Here is a 20,710-nt window from a genome sequence, read left to right as displayed (position 1 = left end):
GGAAGAAAGTGCAGTGATTAGATTTTTGTAAAAAGCATTAACGCATTTTTGGTAGGATCTCCTTTTTGATACAAGGTTTTTTTATGAAACTTGAATCCGATTTTTTCAACAAAATCAATAATGAAATCTAAAGAATAAAAGTTTCTTACTTCTTTACTATTGTATTCCCAAGTTTCGTTTACGCCCAAATTAAAAACATCGTGCGCCAGTGCCACCAATACTTTTTGATCTTCGGTATCGCAGTTGTGATCTCTTAAAATCAATTTTCCGCCAACTCGCATAGTATCTCTAATAGACGAAATGTATTGCGTTCGTAAATCTAAAGGGCAATGGTGAAAACCAATGTAAACTGTTACAAGATCTAAACTGTTTTTAGGTACGTGATCTGCAAATTTGGTTTTATAATCGGTAAACTGAATGTATTCTGCACCAACAGCGATCTGACCGCGATCGACCATTTCTGAAAAAGAATATTTAGGTTTTCTTCCATCAGCATAATATCTTTTGCCTTCAATAGAAACACTTTCTTCAAGATAATCTAAATACCTGCCCGACGAGCCAATTTCTAAATAACCATTATAAGAACTGCCTTCTCCAAGTAAAGAAACTGTTTCGACAGACATTTCATTTTTTTGATGCATTAAAGCCGGAAGCTGATAGCGAAAAGTGGAAAGCATAGGAGAGATATCGTCCAACTTAGATTGTGTGGCCAAATAAATCTCTTTATCTGTATTTTTTGCAATGGTGTTTTGATAAATTAGTTCGTGGAATTTCTTTTCAGGATATAAATTGAATACATTTTTTAGAAACAGAAAGAACTGATTTTTAAGCTTCGCATTGGTATAAATGTATTTAAAGTTGTTTCGAACTTCTAAAGTCAAATTTAATATCGTGTTCGGAAACATTTGTACCGACGTAGCAAAAAGCAATGTTGATTTAAGAAAATTCCGTCTTTTCATGGTTAGTTTTTATGCTGTCAAACATAGTGAATATGCTTACAAAAAACTAATTTCATAATTAAAAAAGAATTCGAATAACTACTTTTTTGCTTTTATTTTTGATAATAAAATTTTTACATTTGGCATCGGAAAATTAAGGATATGTTCCTGTTTTACTAACCCCATTCAAAAACAAATAAAATATGAGATCAGAAAAATTACTGTTATTTTTATTACCATTTATTTTTTCTACAATTACTTCCTGCTCTTCAGATTCAGAAGATTCTCCAACAAACCCAGTTCCTGAAAAACCAGAAGTTATTAATCCTACCAACCAAAAATTAGTTTCGATTCTTTATCCAAAATCAATGGATATAGGATATTCAAGAGATCCGCAAACTTATGAATACGACGATTTAAAAAGAGTAAACAAAATAAGTTTTACCGGTTGGGTTTATGGTGTTAATTATGTAAATGAAAACTTGATCGAAATTGATATGTTAGACGACCCGATAGCTGGATTTAAACAAAATTCTAAGAGATCGTTGCATTTACAAAATGGTAATATCACATTAATGGTAAACAGTAGTTTTGATATAGTAGAATCGACTAAAGAAGTTCGTAGTTCAAGCAAGGATTCTGTATTGTTTAAATATACCAATAATTACCTTTCTAGATTAGAATATTACGGAAGTACTAACAATGGAAAAAATTACCGTTTAAACAGACAAGTAGATTATAAAATTGAGAACGGTAATGTTACTCAAATGAAAGAAACAGGATATTCTGGAGAAGTCGTTGAGGTTAATTATACGTACGATAATAGTCCTTATATAAATATGGGCGATATGATTTATGAAACGCCATTTTTTTACGCATTTAATTACGGAATGGACATTGTGGTGAAAGACAGAATAGGTAAAAAAAGTACCAACAATGTTATTAAAATAGACAACATATATAAAAACTACCTGCCTCAGCCAACAGCTTTTAATAGTATTACATTAAAAAGAAACCTTGATGAGTTTGGTAGATTAGCTGAAATTTTAATGTCTGGAACAACAATAACAGAAGTGAATTCGACAAACTTTAAAAAATTTACAGATGTTAAGATGAGCTTTATTTACAAATAGAGAATTTCGTTTGTAAAGATTTAGAGCTAATAATTTTACACAACTTAATTGCCTTAATAAAAAACCACAAATTGTACTGAAAATAAATCAGTATGATTTGTGGTTTTGATTTTAAAAGCTAAAATTGGAATCAATAGATTTTAGTATTAAATTTCAGCATTGATTTGTATTCATGTACAGTTTGAATTCAGCAAATTAATAGTAAAGCAAAATAAAACTCTTATTATAAATTATTCCATGAAAAATGAAATGTTATTCCTTGCTACTTTGTTGTTTTTTGGAGCAACTGTAAGTGCTATGACGGGTTTTGGTCCTAAAGTTTCTAATGTGTCTTTGGCAGAAACAAATTTTAAAGGGCAGTTAAAAGTACTTTCTTTAAATACGTGGCACGAAGGCACCACAGTAAAAGGAGGATTTGATGCAATTGTAGATGTAATTCTTCAATCTGATGCTAATATTGTTTTACTGAGTGAAGTAAAAAATTATAATGACGTTATTTTTACGCAACACATTTTAGAAGTATTAAAAGCCAAAGGAGAAACATTTTATTGTTCCAGTCTTAAAAGTGATGCAGTTATTTTGTCGAAATTTCCTATTGAATCTACTTCATCGATAAATTCAAGTTCGATAACCAAATGTATGATCAGGTTAAATAAGAAAACCAGTGTCGCAATATATTCGGCACATTTAGATTATACACATTATGCGTGTTATTTGCCAAGAGGTTACGACGGAATTGATTGGAAAAAATTACCGGAACCTATTGTAGATATACAAAAAATTCTAAAACAAAACATAGATTCGCAACGTGATGAAGAGATTGCTCTCTTTGTAAAGGATGCTTTAAAAGAACAACAAAAAGGAAATCTGATACTTTTGGGAGGTGATTTTAACGAGCCATCGCATTTAGATTGGACGGCTGCAACAAAAGATTTATTTGATCATAACGGAACTATTGTGCCATGGCACAACAGTTTAACGCTTCAGGAGAATGGATTTCTAGATTCTTATAGAGTAAAATATCCTGATCCGGTAAAATATCCGGGATTTACCTGGCCAGCTTATAATACCGATGTGGAGTTGTCAAAACTATTATGGGCAAAAGACGCCGATGAAAGAGATCGTATTGATTTTATCTATTTTTATCCCAATAAAAAACTGACGCTTACAGATGCTGTAATTGTTGGACCAACTGGCAGTATTGTAAGAGGAAAAGGAGTGGAGACTCACGATCAAGACACGTTTTTAAAACCAAATGGTATTTGGCCGACAGATCATAAAGGGGTTTTAGCTACTTTTTTGATTGCGAATTAACTTGAAGCTGTGAGCAGTCTCAAGACTTAGTACACAGTTTTATGAAAATAGTATCTTACAAAAAAAGCCTGTTTTTTACCGAAATCTATTTTCGTTTAAGAATTTTAAATATCTTTGAATTATGAGTACAGCAATAAAACCAAAACATATCGGCAGAAATATAAGCCGTATCAGAGAGCTTAAAGATATGAAACAGGAAGCACTGGCACAGGCTATAGGAACAAATCAGCAGGCCATTTCGGCTATTGAAAACAGCGAAACTGTAGACGAACAAAAACTAATTGAGATTGCAAAAGCTCTTGAAGTTTCTGTTGAAGCAATTAAAAACTTTTCGGAAGAAGCAGTTTTTAATATTATTGGAAATACTTTTCAAGATCACGGTGCAATTACTACAGGTAATTACGGTTGCACTTTTAATCCTTTAGATAAAGTTGTTGAACTTTACGAGCGTTTGGTACAAGCTGAAAAAGATAAAGTTGAATATTTAGAGAAATTACTAAACGGGAAATAAAGTCTTTAAACATATATTATAGAAAAAAGAGATCTTATTTAGATCTCTTTTTTTATTCTTGTTTCTTATGCTGTGCGAAGTCTCCCGACTTCGTACCGGCTCCTATATTCCGTTCCAATGTTGTAATTTGCTTTGCGGTTAATTGCAACGGAGATCTTATTAAGATCTCTTTTTTATGCTCAATTGCTAGCGCGAGCGTCTCGCTCGTGCACGTTCCAATTGACTTTTTAATTTCTTTGTGTTCACGAGCGGGTTATTCTTCTGTTATTTCCATCATCATATTATAATGGCCTATATTTTCAGTATGAACAAAAATTTCTCGAAAGACCTCTAAATATTTACTTATTGTATTGTCAGGAGATTCGATATAGAGATCATCAGGCATAGTATGTGAACCTTCATTTGTCCAACTCATTAATGATCTACAAATTTCTTTTTCTTCTTTCAAAGTAAATTTACCTAGTAAGAAATCATCTCTACGATTTCCTAAAATACTATAATAATTTTCAATTATACGTCTCATTGTATTTTGAATTGTAATACCTGAATTTTTTTCCCATTCTTTAATTTCTCTCCATAATAATTCATATGATGATTGAATTGGATTTTTCTCAAAATATGGTTGGATAGTAGAGTGTTTGTTATTTTTTCTTAAAATCCAAAAATGAGCTTTTTCACCTTTTCTATATGAACTGTCTACATAAGTAACTTCTTTATGAAAATATATATTATGGGTGAGGAGTATAATCTGCTTAATATTTCCAATATCAACTCTTACCTCTTTGATTATTTCTTTTATTAAAGTACTAACAAGAAAAAGTACATTACTATCTAAACTAGAGATAGGATCGTCGATTATCAAAATTCTTTCAGTATTTACGTTATCCTCTGAACTCCCACCTTTGGCAAGTTGCAAGTAATATAAAAAGGTTATAAAAGTTATTTCTCCTTCACTTAGTGTGGATTCTGCAATTGTTCCATCTTCTCTTTGAATTTGGTAAAAACCAATCTCTTTCGTAGGAACAATTTCAAAATTCAAAAAACCGTATGATTTTAAGGTTTTGTTTATTTCATCAATTGTTGGTTGAATACTAGTTACATTCTTTGCTAATAATTTAATTTCAGCATCTAGAATTTTATATTCGTTTAGTTTTGTTTCTCTTTCAGTTTTTAATTTATCGATATATGATTGTATACCTTGAGATGATTTTAGGAATGTATCAATATCAGTTTTATTTTCTTCACTGACATATCTCCAAATAGAATTGATTAAGTTTTTCTTTTCCTCTGCAAAGTTTGTTACAATTTTATTATGCTCACTAATTAGTTTGTTTGCTTCAATTATTAATTCGGAAATTAATTCTAATTGTTCTTTTAATGAAACTATTTCAATTATTCTGCTAGGTTCTTTAGTTTTATTATTTGTAAGCTCTTTATTTGTAGATGTTTGGCTTGTTAATGTTTTTAAAAAAGCTGAAAATTTATCATTATTGAGTTTTGATTTTGAAAAGTTTTTTTGATTAATTTCAATGAGATTTAATTCATTTAATAGATTGTCAATCAGACCAAAATACTCTTGTTTTAATGAATTTATGAGATTTAAATCTTGTAAATATGTTTCGTCAAAATAACTTTCTAATTGTTTTTTGAAATCATTAGTTATTGTTTCTTTTTGACAAAAAGGACAAGTATCATTTTCAATGTAGTTTCTACCAACATTTACCCAGTCATTAATATTTAGTTTTTGAATAAGTTTTGAAATATTTACATCTGCTTTACCAACAACGATTTTTTTCCAAATCAAATTCTTTTCAATTTCAATAACTCTATCAAATGTAATAAGATTTATTAATGTAATATTTTGAGGAACTTCTCCTAATATAGTTTTTGCTTTTAATTTCAGTTCTTCAATTGATTCAACCGGAATTTTATTTTTTTTGTATTCTTCAAGCAATTTATTTTTAAAACTTTCAGATTTTAAAAATCCAACAAAAGCTTCTTTAAAATCTTTTTCATGTTTCTTGTAAACTTTAGACCAAGTATCATCTTTAAATTTGGTTTCTAGATTTTGAATATAAATAGTTTGTTTCTCTAAAATTTCTTTTTTCTGTAAGCCAATTTCTTTTATAATTTTTAGTTCTTCATTTTTTAATTTTATATTCTCAATTTCTTCGGCTGTTGCTTCTCCTAGTGTGAAAATTCCACTGATTTTTCCGCTACCAAAATTATGTTCCCTGAATTGTTTATTATAGACTAATGTAGGAATGCTTTGTTCATTGCTCCAGTTTATAGAACAATTCTTAAAACTATCATTGCTATTGTCAAATAGAAAGTTTGATATTGTCGTTTTGCCACATCCATTTGCTCCATATATAAAATTTATTTTCTTTAAATCATTAATTTGAATTCCATTTTCGTCATAAGATGCAACTAGTTTTATGTTTATCGATTTAATCATAACTTATAATTTAGTTATTTCAAACATAGTAATTTATCTTACATAAAGCTAATGTTGATTTTAAATAAAAAAGCCACAAATTATTAGAATTGAATCTGAATAATCTGTGGCTTAAATTTTATAAAAGAGAATGAGTTACCCCAAGAAACTCTTCAATTCCTCATAACTACCAATCTTCACACTAACTTTCTCCTCATTAATAACGCTCTCAATCTGAGCAGGAATAAGAAGTGTAATTCCTAAAGCAGGTTCAACTACATCAAGGAACTTAATAGGATGCGCCGTTTCTAGGAAAACACCAATTGCATTTTCATGTTTTTGTAATTCTTTTTTCAATCCTAAATATCCAACAGCGCCGTGTGGTTCTGCGATGTAACCATCAGTATTATAGATTTGTTTTAGAGCTACAAGAGTTTCTTCGTCAGTATAACTGTACGATGAGAAATCTTTTTCGAAAGCTTTTAAATCATTATTGTATAATTCCTGAATTCTAATAAAGTTACTTGGATTTCCAACGTCCATTGCGTTAGAAATTGTGGCTTTAGAAGGTTTTGGTTCGTATTTTCCGTTTTCTAAGAATCTTGGTACCGTATCGTTTACGTTTGTAGAGGCTACAAAATGTTCGATTGGTAAACCTAATTTCTTTGCCATAATTCCGGCACAGATATTTCCGAAATTTCCACTTGGGCAAGAGAAAATCAAGGGTTTGTTTTGGCTTTTCAATGCTTTGTAAGCAAAGAAAAAATAGAACATTTGCGGCAACCAACGTGCAATATTAATAGAATTTGCTGAGGTTAGGTTTTTGTGCGCTAGAGATTCATCTAAAAACGCTTTTTTTACCATATCCTGACAATCGTCAAAAACGCCATCAACTTCAAGTGCTTTAATGTTTTGCCCTAAAGTTGTCAATTGTTTTTCCTGAATATCGCTCACTTTTCCTGACGGATATAAAATCACAACATCAACGCCGTCAACGCCTAGAAATCCGCTGGCAACAGCACCTCCGGTATCTCCAGAAGTAGCAACTAAAACAGTGTTTTTGCTGTCTTTTTTATCTTTATTAAAATATGCCAGACAACGCGACATAAATCGCGCTCCAACGTCTTTAAAAGCCATTGTTGGGCCGTGGAATAACTCTAACGAGTAAATTCCGTTTTCGACTTTCACAACCGGAAAATCAAAACATAGCGTTTCGACAATAATTTCTTTTAGTTTATCAGCCGGAATTTCGTCTCCAACAAATTGTTTGATCGCTTCAAAAGCGATTTCTTCGTTACTTAAACTTTCGATTGTATCAAAAAATGACGCATCTAAAGCCGTGATATTCTCGGGGAAATATAATCCTTTATCACTCGCTAATCCTTGTATTACAGCTTCCTGAAAAGAAACTTTTGGGGCATTATGGTTTAAACTATAGTATTTCATTGGTTGTTTTTTATTTAACCGCAAAGTGCGCAAGGAGTTGGTTTCTTTTGAAAACGCAGAGACCGCAAAGCTGTGTGGTTATTTAAATGTTTTTTATTTCTATAATAATTATTTGGTTTTCTTGTCATTTCGACTGAAAGGAGAAATCGCACTCGAAACTCCGTACAGAAATTCGCCAATCTTTGTCGACATACTAGTGTGATTTCTCGTTCCTCGAAATGACAAACTGTATCTCAATTCTTTTATTTAATACATCTCACATTTTACAAAATGCGTACTCCGTCTGGGTTTATCTTCGAAACGTGAATTTCATAAGGTAAATTCATGTTTTCGTAAACATCGCTCATGGCTTTGGCAATTTGATCGGCGGTATTTTTCCCTCTGCTTAAAGCAAAAATCGAAGGGCCAGAACCTGAGATTCCGGAACCTAAAGCACCATTTTCTAAAGCCGTTTGTTTGATTAAATCGAAACCCGGAATCAAAACGCTTCTTAAAGGTTCTACGATTTCGTCGTGAAGCGATCTTCCAATCAAATCGTAATCTTTTGTATATAATCCGGCAATTAATCCGCCTACATTTCCCCATTGCATAATAGCGCTTTTTAGGGAAACGGTTTGTTTTAATACCGAACGTGCATCCGAAGTTTTTAACTCAATTTGTGGATGAACTACCGTTGCAAATAATTCTTCAGGGCTGTCAATTCTAATAATATCAAGCGGAGCATAACTTCTTACCAAAGTAAAACCTCCCAAAAGGGCAGGAGCAACGTTGTCAGCATGCGCGTTTCCGCTGGCTAATTTTTCGCCTTGCATAGCAAATTGCACCAACTCTTTACGAGAATATGGACGTCCCAATAATTCATTAATTCCAAAAACCGCTCCGGCCGAACTTGCTGCACTGCTTCCAATTCCGCTTCCGGCTTTGATATGTTTGTAGATTTCAATTTCGAATCCAAAATCAAGTTCGTCTAAAGTTTCCAACATTGCCAAAGCTGCAACTCCGGAAACATTTTTCTCTGTTTCCATTGGTAAATCAGCACCTACAATTTTTGTGATTCGAACTCCTTTTTGATCTACTTTTCGAACAATCATTTCATCGCCCGCATTGTCTAAGCAAAGTCCAAGTACGTCAAATCCGCACGAAAGATTCGCGATAGTTGCCGGGCAAAATAGTTTTATTTCCATTTTTTTTAAAAGGTTCTGAGTTGCTAAGACGCTAAGGTTCTAAGTTTTTCTTTGCAACTGTTTATTTTTTTTATTCTAATGAACTAAGGTTTTAAGTGAAAGATTTAAGGAAAAAACCTCAGAACCTTAGCAACTTAGGACCTTAGCACCTTTATATATTACCAATACGAATTACATCCGCAAAAATTCCTGATGCTGTAACGGCTGCTCCGGCACCGGCTCCTTTGATCAATAAAGGCTGATCTACGTAACGATCTGTGTAGAAAAGCACGATATTGTCTTTTCCTTCTAAGTTATAGAAAGGATGATCTTTTGGAATAAATTGTAAACCAACACTTGCTTTTCCGTTTTCGAATTGCGCTACGTATTTCAATCTTGAGTCTTTTGCTAAAGCTTCGTCATAGATTTTTTCGAAATGCGGAGCGTGTTTAACTAACGAAGCAAAAAAGTCATCATTGTTTGTTGTTGCCAGACATTCTGCAGGAAGAAACGATTTGTTTGCGATCGCATCAATATCCATTTCGTAACCGCTTTCGCGAATAAGAATCAGGATTTTACGCGCAACGTCAATTCCGCTTAAATCAATTTTCGGGTCCGGTTCAGTAAATCCCTGAACGCCGGCTTCTTTTACCACATCGTGAAAAGAATTATTCTTATCAAAATTATTGAAAATGAAGTTCAGACTTCCGGATAAAACCGCCTGAATTTTATGTACTTTATCGCCCGAAGCAATTAAGTTTTTTACGGTATCGATAATAGGTAATCCTGCACCAACATTTGTTTCAAATAAAAACGGAGCATTGTATTGACGTGATAAATTCTTTAATTTTTTATAATTGTTATATGCTGATGAACAAGCAATTTTGTTACAAGTTACAACTGCAATACTTTGTTTTAGGAAATTCTCGTAAGTTTCAGAAACACTTGCATTTGCTGTAATGTCAACAAAAATACTGTTACGTAAATTTAGGTCTTTTGCGCGAGTGATGAATTCTGCAGCATTAGCAGGTTCGCCATTGTCTAAAGCCGATTGCCATTCTTTTAAAGAAATTCCGTCTTCATCAAAAAGCATTTTTCTAGAGTTTGACAAAGCAATTACGCGAACATTTATCTTTAAGTTTTCTTTTAAGAATTTTCTTTGACTGTGAATTTGTTCGATGAATTTCTCACCAACATTTCCAACACCCATTACAAATAAATTCAGTTGTTTAGTGTTTTCTTCAAAGAAGTTTTCGTGCAAAGTATTCAATGCTTTCTTAACGTCTCTTTCGTTAATTACAGTCGAGATATTACGTTCAGAAGCACCTTGTGCGATGGCACGAATGTTTACATTGTTTTTTCCTAAAGTACTAAACATTCTTCCGCTTAAACCTTGATGGTTTTTCATGTTTTCACCCACCAAAGCAATAATACAAAGGTCTTTTTCAACAATACAAGGATCAATTTTGTTTTGTAAAATCTCAATTTCAAATGCTTTATTAATGGCAGCTTCAGCATTTTCTGCATCCGAATTTAAAATTCCGATACAAATAGAATGTTCAGAAGAAGCCTGAGTAATAAAAATAACATTGATTTTTTCCTGAGACAATACTTCAAACAAACGTCTTGATGAACCCGCAACTCCAATCATTCCTGGGCCTTCAAGAGTTACTAATGAAATATGATCAATATGACTGATTCCTTTTACAACAGTATCTTTTGATGAAACGTGATTCGAAATTAAAGTTCCCTCAGCTTCTGGTTCAAAAGTATTTTTGATTAAAATTGGAATGTTTTTTCTTAAAACAGGCTGAATCGTTGGCGGATACAACACTTTTGCACCAAAATGCGATAATTCCATCGCTTCCTGATACGAAATTGTAGCAATTGGTCTTGCTTGTTTTACAATTTTTGGGTTGGCAGTAAACATACCGTTTACGTCAGTCCAGATTTCTAATTGTTCAGCTTCAAGAGCTCCGGCGATAATAGCCGCAGTATAATCAGAACCGCCACGACCAAGAGTTGTAGTAATTCCGTCAAGAGTTTGAGAGATAAAACCAGGTAAAATATTAATTTGCGATTGATTCTCGACAAAATACGATTGAATCAATTGGTTCGAAACTTCAAAATTCACAACCGCTTTACCAAAATTATTATCAGTTTTAATTAATTCACGACTGTCTTTGTAAACCGAGTTTTTGTCGATTTGCAAATATGCCTGTGCAATAATGTATGATGAAAGTAATTCTCCAAAACTCAAAATAGTATCGGCAGTTCTCGGAGATAATTCACCTAATAAAAAGCAACCGTCTAATAATGTTTCTAAGTGATTGATGATTCTTTTTACATGACTTAACAGACTGCTTTGCTCGCTTACCGGAATTAATTCTTTTAAAGTGTCAAGGTGTTTTTTCTCGATTTCAGCAACGATATCTCTGAAGCTTTCATCGTTTGCTGCAGCTTTTGCGGCTGCCAATTGCAATAAATCGGTCACTTTGCTTAAAGCAGAAACAACAACAACTAATTTATCTTTTTTAGATTTTTGATTTATAATTTCGAGAACGAGTTTTATATTTTGAGCATTGGCAACCGAAGTTCCGCCAAATTTTAATACTTTCATTTTGATGTTTTTTAATAAGGTGCAAAGATTTTGAGTAACATAAGGTTCAAAGGTTATTAACTGTGAACTGAAACTGAAAACTGCGACTATTTTTTTCTTTGTAAATGTTTTTTATGTATCCAATGTCTTTCTTCTTTTAAGAAAAAAGTATAGATAACCTGAGTTTATATGTAAAATGTATACCCCTAAGGGGTAGTAGTTGTAGTAGAAATTGTTGTAGCAGCAATTGCAACTCCAGTAGAAGTTGTCATTGTAGATTGATATTTTGCGCTGTTACTTTTCATTTGATGTGTCAAAAGTACAGTTTTTTATAAAAGTTAAAAAACGTAAAGCTCTTTTTGCGAATATTTTAATAATTCAAATAGAAGATTTTTAATATTGAGCAATCGTTAAAATTAAAGCAGTAAAATTGGCTTATTCATATATTTGGCTTTGCTTTTACAATGTTCAGTAATAGTTATTTCGTCGATTTCTTCTAAAATTGAATTAAAAACATAACGATTTTAGTCTATATGATAAGTAGGGAAAATGTTTTGCCAGTTTTTTTAAAGTGAAATTTAAAAATATATCTATTTAATAAAGAGCTGGTTTTTTGTGGGATAAGGATTGTGAAATAAGTAAAAGTGAGGAATGCTAATTGATCAAATTTTAATTATTATGAACAAATGTTGCTTTTTAATATTGATTTGCTGATTTTTGATGTCTTAAAATACAAACATCATGAGAGAAATCCATTATATAAGTACTGAAACTTTAAGTTTAGAAGCTTTACAAGAAATAATTGTCAATCAAAAGACACTTGAATTATCAGAAGAAGCAAAAGTAAATGTTCAAAAATGCCGTGATTATTTAGATAAAAAAATGGCATCGCATTCAGAGCCTATTTACGGAATCAATACTGGTTTTGGATCACTTTGTAATGTGAAAATCTCGAATGAAAATTTATCTAAACTTCAGGAAAACCTTGTGAAATCGCATGCTTGTGGAACAGGAGAGGAAGTTCCTGCTGAAATTGTAAAATTAATGTTGTTGCTTAAAATTCAATCGTTAAGTTACGGACATTCCGGAATTCAGCTGCAAACGGTAAGTCGTTTAGTTGATTTTTACAATAACGATATTCTGCCTATTATTTATACTCAGGGTTCTTTAGGAGCTTCTGGAGATTTAGCGCCTTTAGCACATTTGTCTTTGCCATTATTAGGAGAAGGGGAAGTTTTGTTTGAAGGAAAAAAAGTAGCTTCTGCCGAAGTTTTAAAACATTTTGGCTGGGAACCAATTATTTTGCAATCAAAAGAAGGTTTAGCGCTGTTAAACGGAACTCAATTTATGAGCGCTTATGGAGCACATATTTTATTGAAAGCTTATAAATATTCTTATCTGGCAGATTTAATCGGGACAATTTCATTAGAAGGTTTTGATGGAAGAATCGAGCCATTCAACGAATTGATTCATTTTATAAGGCCTCACAAAGGACAAATTATAACAGCACAACGTATTAATGAGTTTTTAGAAGGAAGTGAAATTATTGTGCAAGAGAAAAAACACGTTCAGGATCCTTATTCTTTCCGTTGTATGCCACAAGTTCACGGAGCTTCAAAAGATGCAATTGACTACGTTCGAAAAGTATTCAAAACCGAAATTAACTCAGTAACAGATAACCCAAATATCTTTATTGAAGCTGATCAGATTATCTCTGGAGGAAACTTTCACGGACAGCCGTTAGCTTTGGCTTTAGATTTTATGGCAATTGCTTTGGCCGAATTAGGAAGTATTTCTGAAAGAAGAACCTATCAGTTAATTTCTGGATTACGTAATCTTCCAGCATTTTTGGTAGATAATCCGGGATTAAATTCAGGATTTATGATTCCTCAATATACAGCAGCTAGTATTGCAAGTCAAAACAAGCAATTGGCAACTCCATCAAGTGTAGATAGTATTGTATCGAGCAACGGACAAGAAGATCATGTAAGTATGGGAGCAAATGGAGCGACGAAAGCACTGCGCGTTATGGATAATTTAGAGCGCATTTTGGCAATCGAATTATTAAATGCTTCACAGGCAATCGCCTACAGAGAGCCGTTGAAATCGAGTGATTTTATCGAGATGTTTTTGAGCAGTTACAGAGAAGTAGTTCCTTTGGTAAAAGAGGATAGAATCTTACATTATGACATTGAAAAGACTGTTGCATTCCTGGATAGTTTCCAAATTGAAAACGATTTGTTAACAATGGCTTAACATTGTAGAATATTATTGAAGTAATTTTGCACTATCAAAAATAAAACAATGTCAATAAACAGTATTTTCCAATTTTTAGTGCCGAAAGACAAGAAATTCTTTCCACTTTTTGAAGAGGCTTCAAGCAATTTAATTGAATTAGCATCTAATTTACACGAAGCTGTAAACCTTCCATTGAAAGAAAGAGAAGTTCTTTTTCAAAAAATTGATGAGTTAGAGCAAAAAGGAGAAGACATTACGCGTCAAACCAATCTTGAATTGAGTAGAAATTTCATTACTCCATTTGATAGAGAAGATATTCATACCTTAATTACTTCAATTGATAACGTTGCAGATTATTTGCACGGTGCAGCAAGTAGAATGAGATTATATCAAGTTGATAAGATTACAAAATCTATCAGAAAGATGACTGAAATCAACCTTGAAGCTTGTCAAAACATTGATAGTGCGGTAAAAGAGTTGAGAAATTTAAAGAATTTTAAAGTTATAAAAGATGCTTGTGCCAGAATTAATAAACTGGAAAACAAGTCTGATAACGTTTATAACAAAGCAGTTTTTGAAATTTTTGAAAACGAAACAGACGCTAAAAATATTATTAAATATAAAGAAGTGTTATCTGTTTTAGAATCTGCAACAGATAAATGTAAGAGTGTTGCAAACATACTGGAATCTATTTCTGTAAAACATTCTTAAATTCAATTTATTTCATTCTGAAGTTATAATTTATGACGCTACTTATAATTATTATAGTATTAGCCTTAATTTTTGATTACATCAATGGTTTTCATGATGCGGCAAATGCTATTGCAACAGTTGTTGCCACAAAGGTTCTAACGCCTTTTCAGGCGGTTCTTTGGGCAGCATTTTTTAACTTTTTAGCTTATTGGGTCTTCGGATTTGGTGTTGCAGATACTGTTGCAAAAACAGCGCACACAATGGAGATTAACCTAGTTGTAATTCTAGCTGGTGTTATTGCGGCAATTTGTTGGAATTTATTGACTTGGTGGTTAGGAATTCCTTCAAGTTCATCACATACTTTAATTGGTGGTTTTGCCGGAGCAGCTGTTGCTCATGCTATCGCTGTACACGGATTTTCCGGGTATGTAGGCGAGGACGGAACTACACATTATTGGTATCAAATTGTAAGTTGGTATAAGGCAGGAAAAGATGGCGGAATGCCTTCGGGAGTTCTTATTATCATTGCATTTATTGTTTTAGCACCATTATTAGGAGCTTTAGCTTCTTATTTAATTTCGATTTGGTTGTTAAACGCTTCTCGTAAAAGTATTGGTCCTAAAATATTTACAGTTGCATTGATGATTGCTACTGTTTGGTTTGTTAGTAGTTTAATGGTTCCTTACGAGGAGATCGTTAAAAATGGAAAACCAAGATTCGATTCGCATTTTTGGAGTGTGGCTTTTGATCCGCATAATATCAAATGGTTTTTAGTTGCTTTTATCATATTGACAGTAAGTGCTTTTTGTTTGATATTTAGTAGTTTAAATCTACACCAGGCAGATGCGGCACTGAAAAAAATGCAATTATTATCTTCTGCTGCTTTTAGTTTAGGTCACGGAGGAAACGATTCGCAAAAAGTTATGGGTATTATTGCTGCTGCTGTAGCAGTTTATATCAATACAAATCCAGGAGTTCATATGGATGCTTGGTTGGATGTTGTATTGCCAAATGATGATTTAGGTATAAAAGGAGTAATGCCAGGATGGATTCCGTTAGCGTGTTATTCTGCTATTGCTGCAGGAACTTTGAGTGGTGGTTGGAAAATTGTGAAAACAATGGGTTCTAAAATCACAAAAGTAACTTCGTTTGAAGGTGTTGCTGCAGAAACTGCTGGAGCTTTAACGCTTTATTTTACTGAGCATTTAAAAATTCCGGTAAGTACAACGCATACTATTACAGGTTCTATTATTGGAGTTGGATTAACGAAACGTGTATCTGCCGTTCGTTGGGGAGTAACTGTAAGCTTAATTTGGGCTTGGATTTTGACTATTCCAATTTCAGCTATATTAGCAGGTTTAGTATATTATATTTTGAGTGTATTTATCTCATAGTAAACTGATTTTTGCAAAATGTGAGAATTTAAAATCACATTTTATTCAACATAAAAAAGCCGATTTCTAAATGAAATCGGCTTTTTCTTTTAAATTAAAACTTTTGTAGATTCTTATGATTGTGTTTTCGTTTATAATGTGTTTGTTTGAGTTTCTGTTTGTCTCCAGATATAATGCTTATAGTGCCGTCAATTTCTAGCATAGCTAGCTTTACATCGGAGAAATGTTCAATTCCGTGTTCACGCATCGCTTCTTTTAATTCATCGTTAGAAATGTCTAATTTACTCAATGCATTAAAGTCTAATTTTCCATTGTGAATTAAGACTTGAGGTTTGTCTAATAATAAATCGCCGATTATTTTGTATTTGTGTGTCAGTTTTTTAATAATGAAATTAATTATAAATAAAACCAAAGCAGCCACTAAACCTCCCCAAAGACTTGTATCTGGGCCAACCATCGCATTTTGAACGGAATTGCTAATTAATAAAATCAGAATAATGTCGGCAGTATTTAGTTGGGAAAGTTCTTTTTTTCCAAAAACGCGCAAGGCAATTGTCATAAAGAAATAAACAGCAACACTTCTTAAAATAATATCCAGATAGGGAAATTGTATCATTTTGATTTTTTTGTTTGATTAAAGTTAAATAAAAAAAGCTTTGTCAAAGTTTTAAACTCTAACAAAGCTGCTAAATTAATTATGTGTTATTAAGCTTAAATGAACTTAATTAGATCAATTTGAAATTTTTCTCAATAGCTTTTATCATTTCTCCGGCAACATCTTTATTGGTTGCGCCTTCAATTCCTTCAAGGCCTGGCGAAGAGTTAACTTCTAATAATAAAGGCCCTTTTGAAGAGCGTATAATATCTACACCAGCCACTTTTAAATCCATTGCTTTTGCGGCTTTAATGGCGATCTTTTTTTCTTCGGCAGTTACTTTTATTACAGATGCAGTTCCTCCAAGGTGAATATTTGCTCTAAATTCGCCCGGCATTGCTTCACGCTGAATTGCGGCAACCACTTTTCCGTCAATAACAAAACAACGAATGTCTTTTCCGTTGGCTTCTTTAATGAATTCCTGAACAAGGATATTCGCATTTAAGCTTTTGAAAGCATTGATAACACTTTCTGCAGCTTTTTTAGTTTCTGCCAAAACAACGCCTTTTCCTTGTGTTCCTTCTAATAACTTTACAATTAAAGGCGAACCGCCAACCATTTTAATTAAGTTGTCAGTGTCTAAAGGAGAATTGGCAAAACCAGTTGTTGGAATGTCAATTCCGCTGTTTAAAAGCAATTGTAGCGAATATAATTTGTCACGCGATTGTGTTATCGCTGTAGCTGAATTTAAAACAAAAACCTTAAGCGCTTCAAACTGACGTGTTAAAGCACAACCGTAAAAAGTAATACTTGGTCGGATTCTTGGAATAATAGCGTCAAATTGATTTAATATTTTTCCGCCTCTGTAATGAATCTCAGGAGTTTTAGCGTCAAGCTTCATATAACATTCCTTGATGTTCAAAAAATGCATTTCATGACCACGCATTTCGCCTGCTTCCATGATTCGTTTATTGCTATATAATTCGGGATTACTGGCTAAAAGCCCAATTCGTAAACCAGAAGTTGCTTTCTCGGAGTTTTGGTATAATTCTTTTAAAGCTTCGGGAGTAGGCTGACCTAATAAGTATTTTTCTTCAGGATCTACCAAGACACGTCCGCTCATTGCTTCACGACCTAAAAGCATTCGGAAACCCATTGAGTCACGATTGGTCAACGTCATTTCTATAGGCCATTTTATATCGCCAATTTTCAGGTGAGTCTGAATTACGTAGCGGTGCTCTCTAAAACCACTAGAACTTTTTACAATTCTTTTATCAACCAACGGAGCTTCACAATGAATGATGGTTTTTATGTTATTTTGAATTGGGTTAATATCAAATTTTACCCAATTGGCATCATTTTTAATGAATGGAGCTATGTTTATCGCGTGCATTGCCGAAGTTTTGGCACCAGAATCTACACGAGCTTTAATTGTCGGGATTCCAAGTTCTGGAAATGAGCACCATTCTTCGCTACCTAAAATGACTTTGTTTTGAAGCATACGTTGTTTTTATTATAGAATTTAATATTCAAAAATAACTATTTACTTTTGATAAATATAGAATTTGAACTAAAGAATAAACCCGTTATGTTATGAAAACGTAACGGGTTTGTTATTTCTGTTATAAAGTTAAACTTTTTATAGATTCGTTGGCTCTTCAGCTTTATGAATTTCTACAGAAAGTTCTTGAGAATCTTCTTTTAGATCCATTAAGATTTCATCACCCGAATGTATTTTTGAGGTAATAATTTCTTCTGCCAATAAATCTTCAACATATTTCTGAATAGCTCTTTTTAATGGTCTTGCACCAAATTGTCTGTCAAAACCTTTTTCGGCGATAAATGCTTTTGCTTTATCAGTAAGGTTTAATTTGTATCCTAATTCAGAAACGCGAGAATATAATTTTGCAAGTTCAATTTCGATGATTAAATCGATATCTTCTTTTTCTAAAGCATTAAATACAATTACATCATCAATTCTGTTTAAGAACTCAGGAGCAAAGGTTTTTTTCAATGCATTTTCGATAATGCTTTTTGAGTTTTCATCGGCCTGAGCTACTTTAGCAGCGGTTCCGAAACCAACACCTTGTCCAAAATCTTTCAACTGACGTGCTCCAACATTAGATGTCATGATAATGATAGTGTTTTTGAAGTCGATTTTACGACCTAAACTATCAGTTAAATATCCATCATCTAAAACCTGAAGCATCATATTAAACACATCAGGATGCGCTTTTTCGATCTCGTCTAAAAGTACAACGCAGTATGGTTTTCTACGAACTTTTTCAGTCAATTGACCACCTTCTTCGTAACCAACGTATCCCGGAGGCGCTCCAACTAAACGAGAAATGGCAAATTTTTCCATGTATTCACTCATGTCAATACGAACTAACGCATCTTCTGAGTCAAATAATTCTTTTGCTAAAACTTTTGCTAATTGTGTTTTACCAACTCCAGTCTGACCTAAGAAAATGAACGAACCAATTGGTTTGTTAGGATCTTTAAGTCCGGCTCTGTTACGTTGAATAGAACGTGCAATTTTAAGAACGGCTTCATTTTGACCAATTACTTTGTTCTGAATTAATTCAGGTAATTTGGCTAATTTGTTGCTTTCTGTTTGAGCGATTCTGTTTACAGGAATTCCAGTCATCATCGAAACAACATCGGCTACATTATCTTCCGTAACTTCAATTCTGTTGTTTTTAGAATCTTCTTCCCATTGTTCTTGTGCGACAGCCAGATCCTTCTCGATACGTTTTTCATCATCGCGAAGTTTGGCAGCCTCTTCATATTTTTGTTTTTTGACTACCATGTTTTTCATTTCGCGAACTTCCTCTAACTGACGTTCCAAATCTAAAATTTGTTTTGGAACATCGATATTAGTTATATGAACGCGAGATCCGGCTTCGTCAAGAGCATCAATAGCTTTGTCCGGTAAAAAACGCTCAGACATATATCTGTTCGTTAGTTTTACACAAGCTTCAATAGCTTCCTGAGTATAAGTTACATTATGGTGATCTTCGTATTTATCTTTTACGTTGTTTAAGATCGCAATTGTTTCTTCAACAGATGTTGGTTCTACAATTACTTTCTGGAAACGTCTTTCAAGAGCGCCATCTTTCTCTATATATTGTCTGTACTCGTCAAGAGTAGTTGCGCCAATACATTGAATTTCACCTCTTGCTAAAGCAGGTTTAAACATGTTTGAAGCATCAAGCGAACCAGTTGCTCCTCCAGCACCTACAATAGTATGAATTTCGTCAATGAAAAGAATAATGTCATCATTTTTTTCAAGCTCGTTCATTACGGCTTTCATTCTTTCTTCAAACTGTCCTCTGTATTTTGTTCCGGCAACTAAGCTGGCTAAATCAAGAGTTACAACACGTTTGTGGAAAAGAATACGAGATACTTTCTTTTGGATAATACGAAGAGCAAGGCCTTCTGCAATAGCAGACTTACCAACTCCGGGTTCTCCAATAAGAAGTGGGTTGTTCTTTTTTCTACGGCTTAGAATTTGTGAGACACGTTCAATTTCTTTTTCGCGTCCTACAACCGGATCTAGTTTTCCTTCCTCGGCCATTTCTGTTAAATCTCTCCCAAAATTATCCAGAACCGGAGTCTTAGATTTTTTGTTTGACTTATTGGCGGGATTATTGAAACTACTTTCTTTAAGACTGTCATCTTGTCCTGAATCATCATTATACGATTCGTTTCTTGGCAAGTTTTCTAAGAATTCTTCTTCGTTTGGAGTCATGTTTAGATATTGTTCTTTAGCTATGTCATAATCTATTTTTAGTTTATTCAATAGCTTGGTTGTTGGATCGTTTTCGTTTCGTAAGATACATAAAAGCAAGTGAGCAGTGCTAATCGACGAGCTTTGAAATACTTTGGCTTCAAGAAAGGTTGTCTTCAGGGCTCTTTCCGCTTGACGGGTTAGATGAAGATTTTTCTTTTCGGCATTTACTTCAACGCTTTGATTGGCTGGACTCAGTATTTCTACTTTCCTGCGTAAATGATCTAAATCGACTGCAAGGTTATTAAGTATATGAATAGCTTTTCCGTTTCCATCCCTTAAAATGCCTAGCATTAGATGCTCAGTACCAATAAAGTCGTGGCCCAAACGTAAGGCTTCCTCTTTACTGTAGGTAATAACATCTTTTACTCTTGGTGAAAAATTATCATCCATAATATATAATTGGTATTGTAAATTTAGTGAATTACAGTTTGAAAAACAAAAACCGTACCTTTC

General features: G+C 33.1%; 14 protein-coding genes. 6 read left to right on the top strand and 8 right to left on the bottom strand.

The genetic code is table 11. The annotated features are described in order from the left end of the window. Positions 1-17: 17 nt before the first annotated feature. A complete protein-coding gene (locus ACHRVZ_RS03125) occupies positions 18-959 on the bottom strand; it encodes a hypothetical protein (protein WP_395420725.1) in 942 nt (313 codons plus the stop codon). A 182-nt stretch (positions 960-1,141) separates the two neighbouring features. On the opposite strand from ACHRVZ_RS03125, the gene ACHRVZ_RS03120 reads away from it, so the two are divergent. From ACHRVZ_RS03120 to ACHRVZ_RS03110, 3 genes are all read left to right on the top strand, one after another. Continuing rightward, positions 1,142-2,071 carry a hypothetical protein gene (locus tag ACHRVZ_RS03120; protein WP_395420724.1) on the top strand — a complete coding sequence of 310 codons (930 nt, stop codon included), beginning with the start codon at positions 1,142-1,144 and terminating at the stop codon, positions 2,069-2,071. 237 nt (positions 2,072-2,308) lie between these two features. Further along, on the top strand, positions 2,309-3,385 hold the full coding sequence (locus ACHRVZ_RS03115; RefSeq protein WP_395420723.1) for an endonuclease/exonuclease/phosphatase family protein: 1,077 nt from the start codon (positions 2,309-2,311) through the stop codon (positions 3,383-3,385). A gap of 121 nt (positions 3,386-3,506) precedes the next feature. Next, entirely contained in the window at positions 3,507-3,896 is a 390-nt protein-coding gene (locus ACHRVZ_RS03110; protein WP_395420722.1) for a helix-turn-helix domain-containing protein, read from the top strand. 253 nt (positions 3,897-4,149) lie between these two features. On the opposite strand, the gene ACHRVZ_RS03105 is transcribed toward ACHRVZ_RS03110, so the two are convergent. The 4 genes from ACHRVZ_RS03105 to thrA form a co-directional block, all read right to left on the bottom strand. Continuing rightward, the gene (locus ACHRVZ_RS03105) at positions 4,150-6,354 is read right to left on the bottom strand and encodes an AAA family ATPase (RefSeq protein WP_395420721.1); all 2,205 of its coding nucleotides are present in this window, start codon (positions 6,352-6,354) and stop codon (positions 4,150-4,152) included. 135 nt (positions 6,355-6,489) lie between these two features. Next, positions 6,490-7,779 (bottom strand): threonine synthase, encoded by a 1,290-nt coding sequence (gene thrC, locus ACHRVZ_RS03100; RefSeq protein WP_395420720.1) that lies wholly within the window; start codon positions 7,777-7,779, stop codon positions 6,490-6,492. A 263-nt stretch (positions 7,780-8,042) separates the two neighbouring features. After that, complete coding sequence (locus ACHRVZ_RS03095) at positions 8,043-8,963, bottom strand: homoserine kinase (RefSeq protein WP_395420719.1); 921 nt, start codon at positions 8,961-8,963, stop codon at positions 8,043-8,045. Positions 8,964-9,114: 151 nt separating this feature from the next. Further along, positions 9,115-11,562 (bottom strand): bifunctional aspartate kinase/homoserine dehydrogenase I, encoded by a 2,448-nt coding sequence (thrA, locus tag ACHRVZ_RS03090; protein ID WP_395420718.1) that lies wholly within the window; start codon positions 11,560-11,562, stop codon positions 9,115-9,117. A 720-nt stretch (positions 11,563-12,282) separates the two neighbouring features. Here thrA and hutH point away from each other — a divergent pair. From hutH to ACHRVZ_RS03075, 3 genes are read left to right on the top strand one after another with little or no spacing between them, the layout of a single operon-like run. After that, a complete protein-coding gene (hutH, locus tag ACHRVZ_RS03085; protein ID WP_395420717.1) occupies positions 12,283-13,797 on the top strand; it encodes a histidine ammonia-lyase in 1,515 nt (504 codons plus the stop codon). Between the two features lie 48 nt (positions 13,798-13,845). Beyond that, complete coding sequence (locus tag ACHRVZ_RS03080) at positions 13,846-14,490, top strand: DUF47 domain-containing protein (RefSeq protein WP_007810732.1); 645 nt, start codon at positions 13,846-13,848, stop codon at positions 14,488-14,490. A 32-nt stretch (positions 14,491-14,522) separates the two neighbouring features. Next, positions 14,523-15,866: an anion permease gene (locus ACHRVZ_RS03075; protein ID WP_395420716.1), complete on the top strand. Its 1,344-nt coding sequence runs from the start codon at positions 14,523-14,525 to the stop codon at positions 15,864-15,866. Positions 15,867-15,960: 94 nt separating this feature from the next. Here ACHRVZ_RS03075 and ACHRVZ_RS03070 read toward each other — a convergent pair whose 3' ends face one another. From ACHRVZ_RS03070 to ACHRVZ_RS03060, 3 genes are all read right to left on the bottom strand, one after another. Then, the gene (locus ACHRVZ_RS03070; RefSeq protein WP_395420715.1) at positions 15,961-16,482 is read right to left on the bottom strand and encodes a DUF421 domain-containing protein; all 522 of its coding nucleotides are present in this window, start codon (positions 16,480-16,482) and stop codon (positions 15,961-15,963) included. A 109-nt stretch (positions 16,483-16,591) separates the two neighbouring features. Further along, on the bottom strand, positions 16,592-17,962 hold the full coding sequence (gene rimK / locus ACHRVZ_RS03065) for a 30S ribosomal protein S6--L-glutamate ligase (protein WP_041517897.1): 1,371 nt from the start codon (positions 17,960-17,962) through the stop codon (positions 16,592-16,594). A gap of 138 nt (positions 17,963-18,100) precedes the next feature. Next, positions 18,101-20,647, bottom strand: coding sequence for an ATP-dependent Clp protease ATP-binding subunit (locus tag ACHRVZ_RS03060; protein ID WP_395420714.1), 2,547 nt, complete (start codon positions 20,645-20,647; stop codon positions 18,101-18,103). Positions 20,648-20,710: the final 63 nt, after the last annotated feature.

This window comes from Flavobacterium sp. FlaQc-57 (genome assembly GCF_044007395.1).
Lineage (GTDB): Bacteria > Bacteroidota > Bacteroidia > Flavobacteriales > Flavobacteriaceae > Flavobacterium.
Note: the sequence above shows the minus strand (reverse complement) of the source record. Positions and strands in the feature narration are given on the sequence as shown.

Coding starts and splice junctions, on each gene's coding strand:
- rimK (WP_041517897.1), bottom strand. CDS start 17,962: ATGCTTCAAAACAAAGTCATTTTAGGTAGCGAAGAATGGTGCTCATTT.
- ACHRVZ_RS03075 (WP_395420716.1), top strand. CDS start 14,523: ATGACGCTACTTATAATTATTATAGTATTAGCCTTAATTTTTGATTAC.
- thrC (WP_395420720.1), bottom strand. CDS start 7,779: ATGAAATACTATAGTTTAAACCATAATGCCCCAAAAGTTTCTTTTCAG.
- ACHRVZ_RS03115 (WP_395420723.1), top strand. CDS start 2,309: ATGAAAAATGAAATGTTATTCCTTGCTACTTTGTTGTTTTTTGGAGCA.
- ACHRVZ_RS03070 (WP_395420715.1), bottom strand. CDS start 16,482: ATGATACAATTTCCCTATCTGGATATTATTTTAAGAAGTGTTGCTGTT.
- thrA (WP_395420718.1), bottom strand. CDS start 11,562: ATGAAAGTATTAAAATTTGGCGGAACTTCGGTTGCCAATGCTCAAAAT.
- ACHRVZ_RS03080 (WP_007810732.1), top strand. CDS start 13,846: ATGTCAATAAACAGTATTTTCCAATTTTTAGTGCCGAAAGACAAGAAA.
- ACHRVZ_RS03060 (WP_395420714.1), bottom strand. CDS start 20,647: ATGGATGATAATTTTTCACCAAGAGTAAAAGATGTTATTACCTACAGT.
- ACHRVZ_RS03095 (WP_395420719.1), bottom strand. CDS start 8,963: ATGGAAATAAAACTATTTTGCCCGGCAACTATCGCGAATCTTTCGTGC.
- hutH (WP_395420717.1), top strand. CDS start 12,283: ATGAGAGAAATCCATTATATAAGTACTGAAACTTTAAGTTTAGAAGCT.
- ACHRVZ_RS03125 (WP_395420725.1), bottom strand. CDS start 959: ATGAAAAGACGGAATTTTCTTAAATCAACATTGCTTTTTGCTACGTCG.
- ACHRVZ_RS03110 (WP_395420722.1), top strand. CDS start 3,507: ATGAGTACAGCAATAAAACCAAAACATATCGGCAGAAATATAAGCCGT.
- ACHRVZ_RS03105 (WP_395420721.1), bottom strand. CDS start 6,354: ATGATTAAATCGATAAACATAAAACTAGTTGCATCTTATGACGAAAAT.
- ACHRVZ_RS03120 (WP_395420724.1), top strand. CDS start 1,142: ATGAGATCAGAAAAATTACTGTTATTTTTATTACCATTTATTTTTTCT.